The 19,386-nt window shown below is 35.2% G+C and carries 19 protein-coding genes and 1 pseudogene; 11 read left to right on the top strand and 9 right to left on the bottom strand.

Annotated elements, in window-relative coordinates; all coding sequences use genetic code 11:
• Window positions 1-109: 109 nt before the first annotated feature.
• Window positions 110-730 (top strand): LysE family transporter, encoded by a 621-nt coding sequence (locus tag A6B44_RS08095; protein WP_090920199.1) that lies wholly within the window; start codon window positions 110-112, stop codon window positions 728-730.
• Between the two features lie 9 nt (window positions 731-739).
• Here the strand turns inward: A6B44_RS08095 and A6B44_RS08090 are convergent, their stop codons facing one another.
• The 5 genes from A6B44_RS08090 to rsmI all read right to left on the bottom strand — a co-directional run bounded on the left by A6B44_RS08090 (window position 740) and on the right by rsmI (window position 6,583).
• Window positions 740-1,858 carry an ABC transporter permease gene (locus tag A6B44_RS08090; protein ID WP_090920195.1) on the bottom strand — a complete coding sequence of 373 codons (1,119 nt, stop codon included), beginning with the start codon at window positions 1,856-1,858 and terminating at the stop codon, window positions 740-742.
• On the bottom strand, window positions 1,858-3,066 hold the full coding sequence (locus A6B44_RS08085) for an ABC transporter permease (RefSeq protein WP_090920192.1): 1,209 nt from the start codon (window positions 3,064-3,066) through the stop codon (window positions 1,858-1,860). Before A6B44_RS08085 ends, A6B44_RS08090 begins: the two co-directional genes overlap by 1 nt.
• 3 nt (window positions 3,067-3,069) lie before the next feature.
• Window positions 3,070-4,074: an HlyD family secretion protein gene (locus tag A6B44_RS08080; RefSeq protein ID WP_090920189.1), complete on the bottom strand. Its 1,005-nt coding sequence runs from the start codon at window positions 4,072-4,074 to the stop codon at window positions 3,070-3,072.
• A 17-nt stretch (window positions 4,075-4,091) separates the two neighbouring features.
• A complete protein-coding gene (locus tag A6B44_RS08075; RefSeq protein ID WP_090920185.1) occupies window positions 4,092-5,621 on the bottom strand; it encodes a TolC family protein in 1,530 nt (509 codons plus the stop codon).
• Window positions 5,622-5,722: 101 nt separating this feature from the next.
• On the bottom strand, window positions 5,723-6,583 hold the full coding sequence (rsmI, locus tag A6B44_RS08070) for a 16S rRNA (cytidine(1402)-2'-O)-methyltransferase (protein ID WP_090920182.1): 861 nt from the start codon (window positions 6,581-6,583) through the stop codon (window positions 5,723-5,725).
• Window positions 6,584-6,643: 60 nt separating this feature from the next.
• Here rsmI and A6B44_RS08065 point away from each other — a divergent pair, with 60 nt between their 5' ends.
• From A6B44_RS08065 to A6B44_RS10890, 8 genes and pseudogenes are all read left to right on the top strand, one after another.
• Window positions 6,644-8,404 (top strand): penicillin-binding protein activator, encoded by a 1,761-nt coding sequence (locus A6B44_RS08065; RefSeq protein ID WP_090920179.1) that lies wholly within the window; start codon window positions 6,644-6,646, stop codon window positions 8,402-8,404.
• Between the two features lies 1 nt (window position 8,405).
• Window positions 8,406-8,750, top strand: coding sequence for a YraN family protein (locus A6B44_RS08060; RefSeq protein WP_090920176.1), 345 nt, complete (start codon window positions 8,406-8,408; stop codon window positions 8,748-8,750).
• 49 nt (window positions 8,751-8,799) lie between these two features.
• Window positions 8,800-9,378, top strand: coding sequence for a D-sedoheptulose-7-phosphate isomerase (locus A6B44_RS08055; RefSeq protein ID WP_090920173.1), 579 nt, complete (start codon window positions 8,800-8,802; stop codon window positions 9,376-9,378).
• A gap of 25 nt (window positions 9,379-9,403) precedes the next feature.
• Window positions 9,404-9,997, top strand: a complete 594-nt coding sequence (gene dolP, locus A6B44_RS08050; protein ID WP_090920170.1) for a division/outer membrane stress-associated lipid-binding lipoprotein — start codon at window positions 9,404-9,406, stop codon at window positions 9,995-9,997.
• A gap of 5 nt (window positions 9,998-10,002) precedes the next feature.
• Window positions 10,003-11,004 carry a Holliday junction branch migration DNA helicase RuvB gene (gene ruvB, locus A6B44_RS08045; protein ID WP_090920167.1) on the top strand — a complete coding sequence of 334 codons (1,002 nt, stop codon included), beginning with the start codon at window positions 10,003-10,005 and terminating at the stop codon, window positions 11,002-11,004.
• 13 nt (window positions 11,005-11,017) lie between these two features.
• Window positions 11,018-11,434: an Imm6 family immunity protein gene (locus A6B44_RS08040; RefSeq protein ID WP_090920164.1), complete on the top strand. Its 417-nt coding sequence runs from the start codon at window positions 11,018-11,020 to the stop codon at window positions 11,432-11,434.
• A 103-nt stretch (window positions 11,435-11,537) separates the two neighbouring features.
• Entirely contained in the window at window positions 11,538-12,029 is a 492-nt protein-coding gene (locus A6B44_RS08035) for a hypothetical protein (RefSeq protein ID WP_090920161.1), read from the top strand.
• A 31-nt stretch (window positions 12,030-12,060) separates the two neighbouring features.
• Window positions 12,061-12,738 (top strand): annotated as a pseudogene (locus tag A6B44_RS10890) (SDR family NAD(P)-dependent oxidoreductase).
• A 126-nt stretch (window positions 12,739-12,864) separates the two neighbouring features.
• Here the strand turns inward: A6B44_RS10890 and A6B44_RS08025 are convergent.
• The 4 genes from A6B44_RS08025 to argR form a co-directional block, all read right to left on the bottom strand.
• On the bottom strand, window positions 12,865-13,494 hold the full coding sequence (locus A6B44_RS08025; protein ID WP_090920158.1) for a TIGR01621 family pseudouridine synthase: 630 nt from the start codon (window positions 13,492-13,494) through the stop codon (window positions 12,865-12,867).
• A 13-nt stretch (window positions 13,495-13,507) separates the two neighbouring features.
• Window positions 13,508-15,427: a DNA topoisomerase IV subunit B gene (gene parE, locus A6B44_RS08020; RefSeq protein WP_090920155.1), complete on the bottom strand. Its 1,920-nt coding sequence runs from the start codon at window positions 15,425-15,427 to the stop codon at window positions 13,508-13,510.
• A gap of 379 nt (window positions 15,428-15,806) precedes the next feature.
• Window positions 15,807-16,685, bottom strand: a complete 879-nt coding sequence (locus tag A6B44_RS08015) for a TIGR01777 family oxidoreductase (RefSeq protein ID WP_090920152.1) — start codon at window positions 16,683-16,685, stop codon at window positions 15,807-15,809.
• On the bottom strand, window positions 16,685-17,149 hold the full coding sequence (argR, locus tag A6B44_RS08010; RefSeq protein ID WP_090920149.1) for a transcriptional regulator ArgR: 465 nt from the start codon (window positions 17,147-17,149) through the stop codon (window positions 16,685-16,687). The genes A6B44_RS08015 and argR overlap by 1 nt, the downstream gene beginning before the upstream one ends.
• Before the next feature lie 200 nt (window positions 17,150-17,349).
• On the opposite strand from argR, the gene mdh reads away from it, so the two are divergent.
• Together mdh and A6B44_RS08000 are read left to right on the top strand one after the other, a co-directional pair.
• A complete protein-coding gene (mdh, locus tag A6B44_RS08005) occupies window positions 17,350-18,294 on the top strand; it encodes a malate dehydrogenase (protein WP_090920146.1) in 945 nt (314 codons plus the stop codon).
• A gap of 177 nt (window positions 18,295-18,471) precedes the next feature.
• Window positions 18,472-19,320: a co-chaperone YbbN gene (locus A6B44_RS08000; protein ID WP_090920143.1), complete on the top strand. Its 849-nt coding sequence runs from the start codon at window positions 18,472-18,474 to the stop codon at window positions 19,318-19,320.
• The last annotated feature ends 66 nt before the right edge of the window (window positions 19,321-19,386 follow it).

The following is a 19,386-nucleotide window of genomic DNA, read 5'->3' as shown; positions in this document are numbered from 1 at the left end:
TTCTTTACGATAATACTATTTTTAGTATTATGATAAAAATAGTATTTGAGAATACTTAGATTGTAATATATGCTTTAACAAACTTAGATTTTTTGATAGGAAAATTGATATGCTATTAACCCTTTTCTTTGTACAGCTAGCAGGATTAGTAAGCCCAGGTCCTGATTTTTTCTATATTAGTCGTCGAGCGGCGAGTAGTAATAGTCGTAATGCCATATTTGCGGCAATTGGTATCTCCTTAGGGGTGGCTTTTTGGGCAATTGTGGTTATTTTTGGCTTAGGACTTTTGGTCAAGGATGTGCCTTTTTTGAACTACCTTATTATGATTTTAGGGGGAAGTTTCTTAGGTTATACGGGTTTTAAAATGGTAAGGGTCAAAGAAAATGCTCAATTTGATGAAAGAGCTTTTACTGAAAAAACATCTGCAAAAAAAGAAATTTTAGATGGATTTATGATTAATCTTGCTAATGCAAAAGCGGTGGTTTTTTTTAGTAGTATATTATCTGGTTATACTGCACAACTTGTTAATATTGAAGATTATTTTTCAGTATTAGCCATTTTGTTTTTTAGTACTTTAATCTATTTTTCCCTCGTTGCACTATTATTCTCTCGTCAAGTTATTTGTAAATTTTATGCAAAATATAACCGCTATATTGATAATGGATCAGGGTTAGTTTTCCTATTTTTTGGGTTGAATTTGATTTATAACGGATTGCTGTTTTTTGTTTAGGTGTAATACTTAATGCTCTTTTTCTCTCCCAAACCAAAACAGCATTGCTAAACCAAGCCAAGTAATGATGCCTAAGGCAATAAAATAGTGTAGATTTTCAAGTACGGTGCCACCGAGTTGATTCAAACTCACCCCTGCTTGAATGACAGAGGTACTTGGGAAGATCCAACGTAGATATTGTAATACTGTTGGCAATAAGTCTGCTGGCCACGAGAAACCACTCATAAAATACATTGGTAATGCAGAAAAGACGAGAATTTGCATTGTACGTTCACGGTCTTTGATAAGTAGTCCTAATAAACAGCCCAAAGTTGCAACACAAGGAGAAAATAGAGCAATGAGAAGTAAATTTCCGATTGGATTTGCGCCTGATGGGTATCCCCAGAAGCTAAACATACTGCCTGTGTAGCCTAAGCAAATAATGTAATGAATTAAGCTAATCGTGGTTAAACGCCCTAGCCATTGAGTTGCGGTTGCATAAGCGTTGTGTTTTTCATACCAAGTACTTACTAACATTGCACAAGCAATCAATAACGTTTGTTGTAAAATCAACCATGCAACGGCTGGTACGACATAACTTCCATAACCTTCTGTTTGGTTATAAAGAGGCTGAATTTGTAATGGTACAGGTTCTCTGATAGCGGTCACTTTTTGATAACTTTTTGCAAAAGGTAATAATTTTTTAATTTCCACTCCTGCGGATAAAGTGAGTACTGCACTTGCCATTGATTGTTGTGCGTATTTACTGGCAAGAACATAGCTTCCATTACCTATCATATTGACGGTTGCTGGTTTCCCTAAAATTACATTGCGTTGTAAATTTTCAGGAATAACCATTAATGCCAGTATTTTATCTTCAAGTAATAGCTGTTTGGCTTGTCTTTCATTGCTAACAACTTCTGCGGTTACTGTTGGCGTTGCTGTAATCATTCGGATCATTTTACGAGATAAACTATCGTGAGCATTATCGACAATAGCAACAGGAACATTACGAACGATCTCTGTGCTATAAGGTAGTGGATAATATAATCCATAAATAACAGGGGCGATAATTAACAGTAATAATACGCCTGCATCAGTAAAAATACTTTTAAAGGTCTCTTTTATTGCTGTAAAAAAGGTATTCATTATCTCATTCCCCAACGGTGCTTACGTTTCAATGCGATAGTTGTAAATAGTGTTCCTAATATCATTAGTATGATAAGTGCAATGATAAAATTATAGCTGGTTGATAATCCTAAATGCCAACTTTGTTGAGTTTGGATTTGAGCAATTTGTGATTGTAAATAGTGAGTAAGCGGTAACATTGTTGCAATAATTTGCGCAGCTTTAGGCATTGCCACTAATGGATAGGTTACACCTGAAAATGCAAATGCAGGAGCAGTGATAATCCCCGCATTAGATAAACCCATTCGGTTAGACATTGCCATTGCCGTTAAGACGATGCCAAGCCATAAAGAAATAATCATTAATAACCAGCCATTCAATATAGTGATACATAAATTGGCAAGGGGAGGAGAATTATGCCAAGTCACCAGTACAATTGAAATGGTCATCCAACCACAAAATATTAATGAATGCCAAAATAGCTTTCCCATTAAAGCAACAAAGAGGGCTAACACACGAGGAACTTGCTCACTGTCGTATTTGGATACACCAGCAAACCACCAACCAAGTGTGCTATGACGTAATTCTCTCCCTATCACGCCTACTCCGACTACTGTGGCTAAAATATGTAACAAAGCAGGAATAATGGTACTTGCCAAAAACTGTTGATAATTAAGAGATTGATTAAATGCCATTTTGACATTGGGTTTAATCGGAATCAGAGCATCAAGAGCCTGCTGTTTCGTCATTCCCATTTTGGTGCGTAGACGTAGTTCAATTCCTGCTGAGAAAGTCCTTATGGCACTACCAACACCAGATTGAATGATTCCTGAATGAGTTCCGTATTGAGCATTAACTACAAGGGTAACTGGACTTGGTTGGAGTTGATGGATACGATGAGAAAAATTCTCAGGAATAATTATAGAGGCATAAACCTGTGTCTCTCGTAAAGCGTGTTGCATTTCTTGAGCATCTCGAAAATGTTTAACTACAGCAACATTAGGAGATGCGTTGACCATTGAAATTAATTTTCTGGATAATGTGGTATTTTCTTTATCAATGACACCAATGGGTAAATTACGTACTTGTGAGGCTGAGAAGGTATACCAAATTAAGCCAATAGTTAGTGCTGGTAGTAAAACCAGCAATACTCGCTCTACACGGTGACGTTGAATAATCCGCCATTCCCACACCGCACTACGTACGAAGATACGCCATAAACTCAACATTGATTATTCGCCTCTTGGTAACTCAACTAACACACTCATACCTGGACGCATTTTTTCGATCGGCTTTTCAGGGTGTGATTTTACTAAGAAGGTCCGCATATCAAAACCTTGATCGGTACGAGTTGGTCTCCATGTTGCAAAATCGGGTAAAACAGAACTTGCATAGACTTTAAAGGTTACCTTTAAATTATCCAGTGCAGGAATAACCCCTTCAAAAGTTTGGTTAATCGCAAAATGTTTAAGGTAATCTTCACGGACATTTAACTCTAAACGTTGATCTTGTAAATTCACAACTGTGACAACAGGTACACCTTTGGCAATAATCTCACCTACATTTGGCACAATTTCTGCAACTTCACCATCAACAGGGCTTTTCAATTGAGTTTCATCTTTTGCCACTAAGGCTTCATCAAATACAGCTTGACCTTGACGAGCTTTAGCTTTTGCAGCTGAAATATCTTCTTTTCTTGCACCTTCTTGTGCCATTTCATATTGTGCTTTTGCGATCTCGTATAATTTTTGTGAACTGAGGTATTTTGCTTTTACTTCATCCGCTTTTTGTTGGCTCAATAGTCCTTCTTTTGCTAATGTTTTCACCCTTTTCCACGTTTTTTTCATTACATCCAAACCCGCTTTTGCACGTTGCATTTGCTTAAAAGCCATTTCTTTTTCTTGGGTTCTTGCTCCTGATTCTGCTTTATTTGCTACCGAAGAGGCTGCATCTCGAACTGCTTCAGCTTGAGCAACTTTGGCGGCAATCTCAGGGCTATCAAAATGTAAAATTGGTGAGCCTTTTGTGATTTTATCGCCTTCTTGAATATAAATTTTATCAATACGTCCAGATATTTTACTGGCAATATTTACCTCGTGGGCTTCCATTTGCCCCTGTAATACTACAGGTTCAGGCTCAGAGACCTTTAAATATCCACAAATAATGAAGACAATAACAAGACCTAATATAACTAATCCTAGAATAGGTTTCAGTGCTTTTTTAGTGTTTTCTTTCATTGTATTCTCACTTTATTTTAATGCTTTAAACTTGTTGGAATATAATCTACAAAAGTATGTAGATTTCCCGTTGATTCTAATAATTCTGCTAATGCTATCACATACTGATAAGCCACATTAGCACGTTCAGTTTGAATTTTAACTAATTTTGCTTGTGCATCATTTAATTCAATAACTGTATTGATACCCTCTTTAAAACCAGCTCGATGTAGTTGAAGTACTTGTTGTGCTAATTTTTCTTCTTTTGCAAGAGAGTAGTAGCGTTGTCGAGTGTCATCAACCGCAAGCCAGTTTTTTTCTACTAATAAATTAATGTCTTTTTCGACTTGACGATAAATAGCGTCAATTTGGGTCAATGTCATTTTGGCGGCTTGTTGCATTTTGCTTCTATCTACAGAATTGTGTAAGGTCCAACTTGCATTGATACCAACGACCCAGTTATGATCCTTATTAAGTTGATAAGTACCAAAAGCGGCAATATTTGGTTTCCAAGCAGCATTACTTAATTGCTCCATTGCTTTTGCTTGTTTTCTTTTAGCTTTAATTTGGGCAAATATTGGGTAATGTGCCTGTGCTTTTGTTTGGAATGCAGATAGCGGTGCTAATTTGTGTTTTTTTACAAATAATGTTGTTGCTGTACTAATATTTTTACCTTGTAACAATGAATCTAATGCTCGCTGTGCAAGGCGTAAATTATCTTTGGCTTTATCTAATTGAAATTCAGCATCAGAGAGTGCTGCGGTTGCTTGCAAACGCTGTACTTTTGAAATCATCCCTAGTTGTTGCATACGTATTGCAGAATGATTATGTCCTTTAACTGATTTTAAGGCAACTTCTCGTACTTTAACCACTCGTTCTGCTAATTGCACTTGAAAATAACGTTTAATTAAGGTTTTTAGTAGTTCTTCTTTAGTTGTGACAATTTCAGTTGCATTTGAATCGGCTCGCCCCTGTGCAAATTCTTGAATAGCATCGATACGCCCCCCTGTATAAAGTGGTAATAATGCGATTATACTGGCTTTGGAAAAAGTATCTTGCTTTTGTAAGTGAAGATTGGAAGGAATTTGAGATAATCCTGCTCCACCTTTTTTCAATATTGGCGCTAGTTCAGGTATTTTTTTGATTAAATTACCTATATCACTACTGTGTGACAATAACGAACCATAATTCTGCAAACGATCTTTTAGTGTAGCTGTATTAATATCTGTTTCTATATTATAACGTCCAGTCATACCACTTACTCTGATTAAGGGTTTGTGTAAATCTAGAGCATCTGCTTGTAGTTGACTGGCTTGCCAACCTGCTTGAGCCGCTAACAGTTTATCTGAATGATTTAATACATAATCAACAGCTTGCTGAAAATTAACAGGTTTTGATACGTCTAATGGTGTTGGTGTGGAATCTACTTTCTCATTAATTAACACTGAAGAGTGAGCTGTAGGTGTATCTAATGCTTGTGTTTTTGGTTGCATTTGAGAATGATGGCACCCAACTAATATAAAAATTCCCATTAACGGTAAATATTTTTTTGTATAGATTGTTAGCATTTATACCTCATATAAAATATTTTTTTATAATTATAACAAAATTAATGCGTTAAAGTGGTATTTCTTCAAATAAAATATAATGTTTAAATGGCTTATTATGTCTATTTTAAATGTTCTAAAGCATATTGATAAAGGGTATTTTTTTTGTAGCCAAAAATATCTGCCACGATAGATGCCGATTTTTTAAGAGGTAGCTCTTTGGTTAACAATGTGAGTGCTTTAACGGCTTGAGGAGAGATATCGTCCTGTGGTTTTGTTGATTTTCCTTCTATAATAAGAACAATCTCGCCTTTAGTTCGATTATTTTCAGCTTTTAACCATTCAATAAGTTGTGGCAAGGTGTCGCCATAAATAGTTTCCCACGTTTTAGTCAGTTCTCGAGCGATAACCACATAACGATCATCATTCCAAATTTTGAGCATATCATCAAGCGTATCTAAAATACGATGAGTAGATTCATAAAAAATTAATGTTCGAGTTTCATCTTTAAGGGCTTCAAGTTGATCACAACGAGCTTTTGTTTTGGCAGGTAAAAAACCTTCAAAACTAAATCTATTTGAAGCAATACCAGCAACACTTAAAGCAGTAATAGCGGCACAAGCACCCGGTATAGGAATAACTTGAATACCATTTTGTTTACATTCACGGACAAGATGAAAACCAGGGTCGCTAATAAGAGGAGTACCAGCATCTGAGATAAGTGCAATATTTAAACCTTTTTGTAATTTTTCAACTAACAGTGTCGCTTTTTGTTGCTCATTATGATCATGTAATGCGAAAAAAGGTTTTTTTATTCCATAGTGACTAAGCAGTAATCCGCTATGGCGAGTATCTTCAGCAGCAACAAGATCAACTTGCTCTAAGGTTGTAATGGCTCGATGAGTAATATCATTGAGATTTCCAATTGGAGTCGCAACAATATATAATTTACCCAATTGTTGATGATTATGATCGTTTTTCATTTGCTTTTCACTCATTAGCTAAGTAATATCTTCCGTAAGGTTATTATAAAGGAATTTTATATGTTAAATACTATTCTAGTACAAAAACGTACATTAAAACAGAAAATGAGAACAATACTTTTACCAATAGTAATGTCTCTATTTTTATCTGCGTGTACGACAGGGCTCAGTCTGTTTACAAATGAAGTGACAGAATCGTTAAGAAATGAAGCTTATTCAAGTTCCGAATTTTATGTCAATAAACTTACTTTAAGTTTAGATCCAGAAAGCAGAAAGAGTTATCGCTTACTTGCTATTCGTCAATTGCTTGCTGAAAATAAAATAGTCGAAGCGAAAAATATGCTTGCAGAGCTTTCTCCAACATTAAATGAGATACAACAAATTGAATATCAATTAGTCACTGCAAAATTAATGATAATGGAAAATAAAAAAGTTCAAGCTGATCAAGCATTGAAGTTATTACCTTTATCTCAGCTTAGTCGTGTTCAAATGAAGCGTTATTACAAAATTCTCGTTAAAATAGCTGAAAAAAATAAAAATATTGTAGAGGCTGTAAGAACAAGTATTTTACTTGATGGATATTTGGTTGATACTAAAGAACATCAATTAAATAATAATAATATTTGGGCGCTATTAAGACGTGCTAATAAGGGTATGTTATCAGCAACCAGAGCAAAAGCGGGTGAAACAACACTTGCAGGCTGGTTATCACTTATTCAACTCTACAATGATAATCTTTCCACGCCAGAAACATTAGTGCAAGCTATTAATAGTTGGAAAGCTTTGTATCCGAGTCATAGTGCTGCAATATTATTACCAACAGAATTAAAAGCAATTACCTCTTTTCAACAAACACAATTTAATCATATTGCACTTTTATTACCTTTAAGTGGTGATTTGAAGTTTTTAGGAGAAATTATCCAGCAAGGATTTGATGATGCTAGAGGAATGAATGAACTTGTTAGTGTTAATATCTTAGATACGAACAGTGAATCACTAAACTTAATTATTCAAAACGCAAAAGTATCTGGTGCTCAAGCAGTTATTGGCCCATTGTTGAAATCTAAGGTAGATGAAATGCTACATAATACGAATATAGATGGATTAAGTATTCTAGCATTAAATGCAACCAATAATTCAAGAGCAAGAGCTAAAGTTTGTTATTATGGTTTATCTCCTGAAGCAGAAGCATATTCAGCTGCAGATAAAATGCGTCAAGATGGTGTGACTCAAGCGCTTGTTATTGCTCCAAATGGTGATTTTGGAATGCGTTCAGCGAATGCATTTGCCGCTCGATGGAGAAAGGTTACTAATACTGATGCGGATGTAAGATATTATGATCAAGCGATTGATATTGTCACTAATTTACAAAATATTGAGTATGTAGAAGGACAATCAATCTATTTCTTAGGAAATGCAGATCAACTATTAGAAGCTAAAGAGGCTTTAGATAGTTCAGAGTTTGCCAATAAATTCACGATTTATACCTCTTCACGTAGTCATTCACCTAATAGTAATGCCGATTTTTATACCACAATGGAAGGTGTAAAATTTAGTGAAATTCCATTACTTTCAGATAGATCTTCTGAACAGTATAAAATGGCGAGTAAAGTGGCTAAGAGTGATTTTTCAATGATGCGCTTATATGCAATGGGGGCAGATGCTTGGACATTAATCAATAATTTTAATGAGCTTCGCCAAATTCCAGGTTTTACGATTTCTGGACTGACGGGAGAACTAAAAGCAGGGGTGAATTGTCATATTGAGCGTAATATGAAATGGCTCAAATATAGTGGCAGTAGTGTAATTTCAGACGATTAAAATGCGTAAACAAGGAACTGTGTTTGAAGACAAAGCCCGTATTTTTCTAGAGGAAAACGGGCTAGAACTTGTTGCTACCAATCAAACATTCAAATGTGGAGAGCTTGATTTAGTAATGAAACAAGGCTCAACGACTGTTTTTGTAGAAGTAAGACAACGTAAAAATGCAAATTTTGGTAGTGCTGTTGAAAGTATAGGTTATACTAAACAGAAAAAATGGTTAGCTGCAGCGAATTTGTGGTTAGCACAACAGGGGCTAAGTCTTGATAATGCAGATTGTCGTTTTGATGTTGTTGCTTTTGAAGGACAAAATGATCCCATTTGGATTCAAAATTTTTTAGATTAAAATAAAAAATTGCAAATTTCTTACATAAACTAACCGCTTAAATTTAATTATGTTACAAAAAATTCAAGACCGATTTTCAGAAAGTATCCAAATTCAAATTGCATCCTCTGAATTGCTGCCAACAGTGATTCATCAAGCGGCAAGTCGAATTGTGGAGTGCTTATTAAGAGGTAATAAAGTCATTGTATGTGGTTCTGGTCGTTCCTATGGAAATGCTCAACTCTTAGTAAGTCATTTATCTCATCGCTATGAACTAGCTCGCCCTAGCTTTTCTGCGGTTTTATTAAGTTTTGAAGGTATTTTAGCGACAGTATCAGCACAAGATAATGAAATTGCTCTTCTGTATAAGAAAAAGCTACAAGCAGTTGCGACAGAAGGAGATATATTAGTAGCCTTTTCACCTTTTGGAAACGAAGAGCTGGTATTAAATGCAATTTATAGTGCAGTAAATGAAAATTTAGGTATCATTGCATTTACGAGTAGTCATAATAATCATACATCAGGATTATTGGCCAAAACGGATACTGAAATAGTGATTCCATCTAATAATGAAATGCGTATTATAGAAGGGCATTTGTTTGGTTTAAATTTGATGTGTGAAGCGATTGATGCTTTACTCTTTTCTTAACTATAATTTTATAAGGAATATTATAATGTTTAATTCTATTTTTAAAAAACTTGGCATAATTACACTATTTTCATTTAGTTTATTATCATTGCAAGGTTGTATAACGGCAGCGGTTGTAGGTACTGTAGCTGTTGCAACTAAAGTAGCGACAGATCCTCGTACTGCTGGGACACAGCTTGATGATGAAACACTAGAAGAAAAAATTAGCCTTCGTCTTGGTAAAGATGCTCAACTTAAAGAAGAAGCTCGAATCGTTGTTGTTTCTTATGAAGGAAAAGTATTATTAGCAGGGCAAACAATGAATGCTGTTGCAGCTCAAACTGCTCAAAATATTACTGCAGGTGTAGAAGGTGTGAATGCTGTTTATAACGAAATGCGTATCGCAAAAAAAATTGGTGCAGGACAAATGGCAACAGATGCTTGGATTACCACTCAAGTGAAAACACAATTGCTTGCAAATAAATTTATAAAAAGCTCTAACGTTAAGGTTTTCACTGAAAATGGTGAAGTTTTCTTAATGGGTAATGTGAGTACTCAACAAGCTAAATTAGTCATTCAAATTGCTCGTCATACTAAAGGTGTAAGAAAAGTAATCACTGCTTTTCATTATATTAAATAATCAAAATGATAGAAGCAGATAGAATTATTAGTGCCTCTTCTAAACCAGAAGAAGAGGCCATTGATCGTGCGATTCGACCAAAGTTATTAGCTGACTATGTTGGGCAACCTACGGTTCGAGAGCAGATGGAAATTTTTATCCAAGCCGCTAAAATGCGTCAAGATGCCCTCGATCATCTATTGATATTTGGACCTCCGGGGTTGGGAAAAACTACCCTTGCTAATATTATTGCTAATGAAATGGGCGTGAATATTCGTACCACTTCAGGACCAGTACTTGAAAAAGCAGGGGATTTGGCGGCAATGCTCACTAACCTTGAGCCTTATGATGTCCTTTTTATTGATGAAATTCACCGTCTCTCCCCAATGATTGAAGAGATATTGTATCCTGCAATGGAAGATTATCAGTTGGATATAATGATTGGTGAAGGACCTGCTGCTCGCTCAATTAAGTTAGATCTCCCTCCTTTTACATTAGTTGGAGCAACTACTAGAGCTGGTTCTCTTACTTCGCCATTACGAGATCGTTTTGGTATTGTGCAACGTTTAGAATTTTATTCTGTAGAAGATCTAACTTCCATTGTTACACGAAGTGCCAATTGCTTAAATTTAGCCTTGTCTAATGAGGCTGCAATTGAAATTGCTCGCCGTTCACGAGGTACACCTCGAATTGCAAACCGCTTATTACGTCGAGTACGAGATTTTGCAGATGTTAAAAATAGCGGTGTGATTTCTAAAGAAATTTCCCAACAAGCTCTTAAAATGCTGGATGTCGATCCAAAAGGGTTTGATTTTATGGATAGAAAATTATTACTTGCTGTGATTGAACGCTTTGATGGAGGACCTGTTGGGCTAGACAATTTAGCCGCAGCCATTGGCGAAGAGCGAGATACCATTGAAGATGTATTAGAACCTTATCTTATTCAACAAGGCTTTTTACAACGCACCCCAAGAGGACGTATCGCAACATCAAGAACCTACTCTCATTTTGGTTTTAGTGAAAATTAATGAGTAAAAAGTTATGCAAAAATCTGATTTTTTAACATTAACAGATATAGAAAAATGTAAAGCGGTGTTGAAAGTTTGTGAGCAAGTTATTCCCTTATTAAAAGATAATCAAAATATTTATACAGCAGTAAACCCTGCCACAACTAAAGCAAAACAGTTTGTACTACAACAAGATATTCAAGCAAGTGCTATCAGTGTATTTTTGGATAATATTGATGAAGATAATGATTTAGGAATGTTAGTTTATCAAGTAAAAAATGATAAAGAAGAGCAGGCATTAGATATCATAATCTATATTATTGGTTTTATTGCAAATATTGCCCATAAAATGGAAAATACGATTTCTTTGATGCCAGCACCTGTTATTGAAGCAACTGATGAGGTTGTATTTGAAATTTTTGCTTTATATGAAAAATTACAAGTACAATAGTCAAATATAAGGTTACTTTATTTTTAGATAGAGTGACGGTATATTTTAACATAACATATTGATATAAGGCAGGGCATTCCCTGTCTCCACGTAAGGAGCTATTATGAAATCAATAATGACTAAACAAGAAACAATAAGAAGTGAAAACTTATTTCATTTATTAGAAGATTATAGTGAAGATCTCCCTCAAGAGAAAAAAGAATCTATTTTAGAGCAAGTAAATAAAATCGCAGTAGTGCATACAGATATTGATACCTTAGATAACTATTGGTGTTCGATGAGTTTAGACGAGTTTTGTGATAGTTTAGCTATTCAGCCAATTGAGGTTGGCACAATAAGTGAAACAGAAATAAATGAGGGTTTACGGTTAATTTGGGAAACAGAACCACCAGAGCAAATGTATTATTTAGAAAAATATACTAAAGTTATCGAAGACTATTATAAAAGATCAGAGGGAACGATATCAGATATGTTATTTTGGTCTAATTATAGTGAAAAGGATATAAATACTGTTATTAACGCATTGAAAAGTAATGAAGAATTAATTTTTGAATTTGATGGCAGCGTTTGTGGTAAGTCAATAAAGTTACAATAAATCTATATCTATCTACAAGGAGAAGGAAAAAATGGAATTATCCAATAAAATTATTGTTATAACTGGGGCAAGTACAGGCATTGGTAAACAATTAGCATTAAGACTGGCAAAAGAAAAATGCCAATTGGCATTAATTGCTCGCAATGAAAAACAGTTAGCAGAAGTGGTAAAACAAGCAAAGGAGCTCGGTGCTGTTAATGCCAACTATTATATCTGTGATATTTGTGATACTGAAAAATTAGAATTAACGTTGCAATCTATTGTTTCCGATTTCGGTACTGTTGATGTTCTTATTAATAATGCTGGAATTTGGCAAAAATTAATGCCTGTGGATGAGATGGATACCAAAATGGTTGATGATATTATTCAGACTAATTTGCTGGCTGTTATTCATACAACACGTTTGTTACTTCCTGTTTTAAGATAACGTGAAGAAGCTCGTATCATTAACATTGTTTCAAAATCAGGGGTTGTTGCACAACAGAATCAATCAGTCTACACTGCAAGTAAATATGGTATTCGAGGCTTTACTGAAGTATTGAAACAAGACTTAGCAGAGACTAATATAAAAATTGCAGGTGTTTATCAAAGTGGTACTAATACTGAGATGTTTGCAAAAAGTGGCGATAATTTTGATACACAAAACTTTACTAATCCTGAAGATTTGGCTGACGTTATTGCTTATATGCTTTCTCAACCAGATAAATAGATTGTGATTTTTGAGCATCAAGAGCTCTAAAATAAAGAGGCAAAAAAAGGGTGTCTGAAATAATATCTTTCATAAATTACTCCAAAAATAGAAATAAAAACCATTCGTATTATATTCCTGTTATTTTTAGATGTCTAGCTTCTGCCATAACACTCCATTTCTGGGGGCGCAGTTTATTTTAATTGTTTGATTTTGATAAATAAACTCTAATTGATAAGCGTGTAAATAAACACGATCAGCAGTGTCACCACTATAAAGTCGATCACCTAAAATTGGGCTACCTAAACTTTTCATTGCTACGCGTAATTGATGGGTTTTACCTGTTTTAGGCTGAAGAATAAAGTGGCGTAGATTAGGTGCAATTGAGCGAGAGTGAAATTGTGTAATGGCAGGATTTTGTTTTGTATGACACAGTTTCCACGCACCATTGCGAGTACGTTCCATATCTCCAACAATTTTTCCCTGTTTCTTTTTGGGTTTATTCGTTGCTAATGCCCAATACGTTTTTTGAATTTGATGATTTGCAAAAAGTTGTGAGAATGTGACCGCTACCTCACGCTTTAAGGCCAAAATTAACAAGCCAGAAGTGACTTTATCTAAACGATGTACCAACCAAACTTGCTCAACATTTAATTGTTGAGCAAGTTGTGTGGTTAATCCTGTTTCCTTATTGTCTTTATGTACACTCACACCAGCGGGCTTGTTGATAATAACAAAGTCATTATGCTGGTAACAGATCTCAAATTCTTTAGACATATTAAATCGGTTATTAAACTGCTAATTCAGCTTCATCACCACGACGTTGTAGCCACTGTTTACGATCTTCAGAGCGTTTTTTAGCAAGTAACATATCCATTATTTCGAATGTGTTGGGCTCGCCTTCATTTTCAAGTACTGATGCGGTTTCATCAAAGGTAAGCTGAACTAAACGGCGAGTGCTTGGATCCATCGTGGTTTCACGTAGTTGACTAGGGTTCATTTCCCCTAACCCTTTAAAACGTTGTACATTGGGTTTTCCTCGTTTACTAGCTAGGCGTGCTAAAATTGCCTCTTTTTCAGCTTCATCAAGTGCATAGTGAACTTCATTTTTACCAATATCAATACGATAAAGTGGAGGCATTGCCACATAGACGTGTCCTTGCTTAACCAATTTTGGGAAATGGCGTAAAAACAATGCACAAAGTAAAGTTGCAATATGTAAACCATCTGAATCTGCATCGGCGAGAATGCAGACTTTACCATAACGTAGTTGAGTTAAATCATTGCTATCAGGATCAATCCCTAATGCCACCGCAATATCGTGGACTTCGTTGGAGGCTAATACTTGATCTGGTGATACTTCCCATGTATTTAAAATTTTACCTCGTAGCGGTAAAATAGCCTGAAACTCTTTATCACGTGCTTGTTTTGCAGAACCACCTGCAGAGTCTCCCTCTACAAGAAATAATTCTGTGCGAGTTAAATCTTGAGCCGTACAATCAGCGAGTTTACCTGGTAGCGCAGGACCACTGACTAATTTTTTACGTACCACCTTTTTAGATGCACGTAAGCGACGTTGAGCTGAACTAATGGCTAATTCTGCAATTTGTTGTCCTGCTTGCACATTTTGGTTTAACCATAAACTAAAGGCATCTTTTACAATATTAGAGACATAACTTGCTGCTTGACGAGAAGATAAACGCTCTTTAGTTTGTCCTGCAAATTGAGGATCTTGCATTTTTAAAGAAAGCACATAACTACAACGATTCCACACATCATCTGCAGTTAATTTGATACCACGAGGCAGTAAATTACGGAATTCACAGAATTCTGCCATTGCATTTAATAGCCCTTGTCGTAAGCCGTTTACGTGTGTACCACCTTGTAGAGTTGGAATAAGGTTGACATAACTTTCTGTGATCAACTCACCATTTTCAGGTAGCCAATTTAATGCCCAACTGAGAGCCTCTGTATTTTCTACAATGTCCCCTGTAAAAGGAATTTCTGGTAGCGTCTCATATTCATTTAATGCATCACGTAAGTAATCAGACAAACCATCCTCATAATACCAAGTTTCCTGAGTATCATTAATGTGATCTGTAAAATTAACGGTTAATTTAGGGCAAAGTACTGCTTTAGCACGTAATAAATGGCGTAATCGACTGACAGAAAATTTATCTGAGTCAAAATATTTAGGGTTGGGATAAAAACGTACTGCTGTACCAGTATCTCGTTTTAAACACTTTTTAATAACTTGTAACTCTTCAATTTTGGCACCATTAGAAAAAGCAATAGTATGTACTTTTCCATCACGTTTAATGGTGACATCAACGCGTTCAGAAAGCGCATTCACCACCGAAATTCCTACACCGTGTAACCCACCTGAGAAGGTATAGTTTTTATTGGAGAATTTACCCCCTGCGTGCAGTTTTGTGAGAATTAACTCAACACCTGAAATTTTTTCGGAAGAGTGAATATCAACAGGCATTCCTCGCCCATCATCGATAACCTCTAAAGAATTGTCTTTATGCAAAATGACATCAATTTTGGTTGCAAAGCCAGCTAATGCTTCATCAACACTATTATCAATGACTTCTTGCCCTAAATGGTTTGGGCGAGTGGTGTCGGTGTACATTCCTGGGCGAAGTTGTACAGGTTCAAGATCTTTAAGAACGGTTATCTCATCTGCATCGTAACGTTTTTCTGCCATCGGTCAATTTTCTCTAATTTTTATATTAACTAAAACAAGGTGCGATTTTAACGAATTGTAAGAAAAGGCACAATGATTAGTTTGTTATGATGTGATTAATTTTTTCTTCACGTAATTGAGTTGTGAGGTATGATTTATGGATGAATATCCAGTAAATTTTTCTATCCACAAAAGCTGTGGATAACTTTGTGGAATACTTTCTCAGAAATTAGTGAACCCTAGATATAATAAGGGTTTATCGTTGTTCACCTTTAATTGATTGCAAAATAACTTGTTCTTAAAAATCAATAAGTTAAAAAATTTCCAGTCTTTTTTTATAAAAAAAGTCAAATTTTTTATTTAAAACAACTTGACTTTTAAATGCTGTGTAAAACTATCTTTAAAGAAGTTTATTTAGGTAATTTTTTAAGCAATTATGTTTAAATTTAAATCCCTGATTTAACAACATTTTTGGAGTGATAAGTTGGTTATCTAATAGCAACTGAGAACGCTCTTTTAAGAAAAATTTTAGTACAAATGTTGGTATATGAAAAAATGCAGGGCGATGTAATGTTGTTGCCAATTGGTGATTAAATGTTTCTTGAGTGATAATTTCAGGTGCAACGAAATTGAAAGCATCCATACACTTTTCATTTTCAATCAGAAATAACATTGCTTGAATATGATCTTCAAGGCTAATCCAACTCCAATGCTGTTTACCTGTTCCTATTTTCCCCCCTAATCCTAAACGATAAATAGGAAGAATGCGTTTTAATATTCCTCCTTGTGGAGAAAGAACCAGCCCTGTTCGAATGAAGCAAATCCGTGTTTGAGTATTTTTTACTTCTGATGCGACCATTTCCCATTGTTTACAAAGTTGTCCTGTAAAGGAAGTATCACAAGGTGTGTTTTCGGTTGCTATATTTGTTGTGTTGCCATAAATCCCAATAGCAGAACCAGATAAAAAAACCTTAGGAGGATTTTCACTTTTATTAATTAAATGAACGAGTTGTTGAGTTATTTTGATACGACTATCTACTAAAATTTGCTTTTGCTTAGGTGTCCAAGCTTTATCAAAAATAGGCTCTCCAGCAAGATTGATAATGACATCTGTATCGTTAAAATTTTGGATATCCGTCAAATTATTGCAAAAAGTGAGAGGGAACTTACCGCTTAAATTTTGTCGTGTAAGAACGGTTACTGAATGCCCTTGTGAAAGGAGGTGATCAGTGAGGGCTTTTCCAATAAATCCTGTTCCCCCTGTTATAAAAATATGCATTAGTCTGATTTATGCTCAAATAAAGTAACAATATTATTAGCGAGTTTTTTTATGGATGTTTTGCGAGAAGGAGTTACAAAGATAGTATCATCACCAGCAATAGTACCCAAGATACCTTCTGCTTTGCCAATAGAATCTAAGAGTAAAGCAATCAATTGTGCTGCCCCAGGTGTAGTTTTAATGACCACTAAGACATCGTTATAATCAATATCGATAATTAAGTGTTTAAGTTGGCTAGAGGTGGTTGGCATACCTAATTCAGGAGGAAGGTGGTAAACCATTTCCATTTTACTGTTGCGCCGTCTCACTGCTCCAAACTTAGAGAGCATTCGTGATACTTTCGATTGGCTAATATGTTCAAATCCTAACTCTTGTAGTGCAGAGACGATTTCGCTTTGTGAGCTAAATTTTTCTTCACGAAGTAATGATTTGAATGTTTCAGAGAGTGAGTGTGGTTTTTCCATCGGGAATGGATCCTTTATAAAAATTCATATTTGTTGAATAATTATGATGTTTTTATGCCTTTAAATCAATAATATCTTTTTTTTTATTAAAAAATTTGCGAAAAATCACAAAATTGCACTTTGGTATTTGAATTTGTATCAACTTTTTCTTAGACTGGGCGTAGTTATTATTTAAATTTACTAAAGAGAGGAATCTTATTATGAAAATAACTGTATTAGGTGCTGCTGGTGGCATTGGTCAAGCGTTAGCATTATTGTTAAAATTACAATTACCAGAAGGTTCAGAGTTAGCATTATATGACATTGCTCCTGTTACACCAGGGGTAGCGGTGGATATTAGTCATATTCCAACGGCAGTAAAAGTAAAAGGTTTTTGTGGAGAAGATCCAACAGAAGCATTACAAGGCGCCAACGTAGTATTAATTTCAGCAGGGGTTGCTCGTAAACCAGGTATGGATCGTGCAGACTTATTTAATATCAATGCTGGCATTATTCGCAACTTAGCAGAACATGTGGCAAAAACTTGTCCAACAGCTTGTGTGGGAATTATTACTAACCCTGTTAATACAACAGTTGCGATTGCGGCTGAAGTGTTGAAAAAAGCAGGGGTTTACGATAAGAGAAAATTATTTGGGGTAACTGAATTAGATGTGATTCGTTCAGAAACTTTTATTGCAGAGTTGAAAAACAGAGATGTGGATACCGTTAAAGTTCCTGTTATTGGAGGACATTCAGGGGTAACAATTTTACCATTGTTGTCACAAGCAACTACATTAGAAGAAAAAATTAGTTTTACTTCAGAAGAAGTAGAACAGTTAACTAAGCGTATTCAAAATGCGGGAACAGAAGTGGTTGAAGCAAAAGCTGGCGGTGGATCTGCTACCCTTTCAATGGCTCAAGCGGCAACACGTTTTGCGTTGTCTTTAGTGAAAGGTTTATCTGGTCAAAGCACGTTAGATTATGCTTATGTTGAGGGTGATGGTGAATATGCTCGCTTCTTCGCTCAGCCTGTTTGTTTAGGACGTGATGGTGTTGAAGAGTTGTTACCTATCGGTAATTTAAGTGAGTTTGAAAAAGCAGCGTTAGACTCAATGTTAGATACTCTTAATGGTGACATTAAAAAAGGCGAAGACTTTATGGCATAAGCTGTAAATATATATTCTTATAGCGGTAACATCTTCATTAAAATTTGCAAATTTATGGGGAGATGTTACCGCTTTATTTTTATCCCCTTTCTAGACATTTATTAGAATCAATACACATATTATTGCTATTTTCTGTTAGAATCTATGCGATTTTAACTTAACAGGTGGCGATTTATTATGGATTACATTATTGAAATTAACGAAAATAATTTAAGAGAAGTATTGGATATGACGGTGGATACACCCACTGTTTTTCTCTTTATGTCGCCTCGTGAGCCACATTCAATAGAAATGGAAACGATGTTAAGGCGATTAGGAGAAGAGTTTGCAGAGCAATTTTTATTAGCGATAGTAAATTGTGATAATCAGCCAATGGTGGCAGCACAATTTCAACTTCAAACAATTCCAACTACTTATTTTTTTTATGAAGGGCAACCCGTTGATGCGATTTTAGAGCCAATTACTGAACAAGAATTGCGTATCCGCTTAGCGAATATTTTACCTAAAGAAGATGAGTTAAAGTTTAATGAAGCACTTATTTTTTTACAGAATAATGAATTTGATAAAGCATTACCTTTATTGAAATCAGCATGGGAGATGACTGATAAAAAGAATAGTGATTTTGGTTTACTATATGCTGAAACTTATATTGCGATGCAACAAGCAGAGTCTGCTAAAGAGATATTGGCACATATTCCTTTGCAAGATAGAGATAGCCGTTGGCAGGGGCTACAAGATCAAATTTTATTATTAGAGCAATCACTAGATTCACCAGAGATACGTCAGTTACAAGAGGATTATAATAAAACGAAGACACCTGAAATAGCAATGAAACTCGCTAATCAGTTACACCTTGTGGGTAAGAATGAGGAGGCGTTAGGATTATTATTTGACTGGTTAAAACAAGATTTAGCAGTATCGAATGGTGAAGTAAAAAAACAATTTTTAACCCTTTTATCTGCAATGGGAAATACTCATCCTTTAGTGCCACAATTTAGAAGAAAACTGTATTCATTGTTGTATTAAGTAATAAGGTGAGAATGGTGTAAGTAAATAAAAAAGGCGACGAGTTATAATAACCGTCGCCTTTTG

This window comes from Pasteurella skyensis (assembly GCF_013377295.1).
In the GTDB taxonomy this organism is placed as follows: domain Bacteria; phylum Pseudomonadota; class Gammaproteobacteria; order Enterobacterales; family Pasteurellaceae; genus Phocoenobacter; species Phocoenobacter skyensis.
This window is presented reverse-complemented; position numbering and strand designations above follow the sequence as displayed.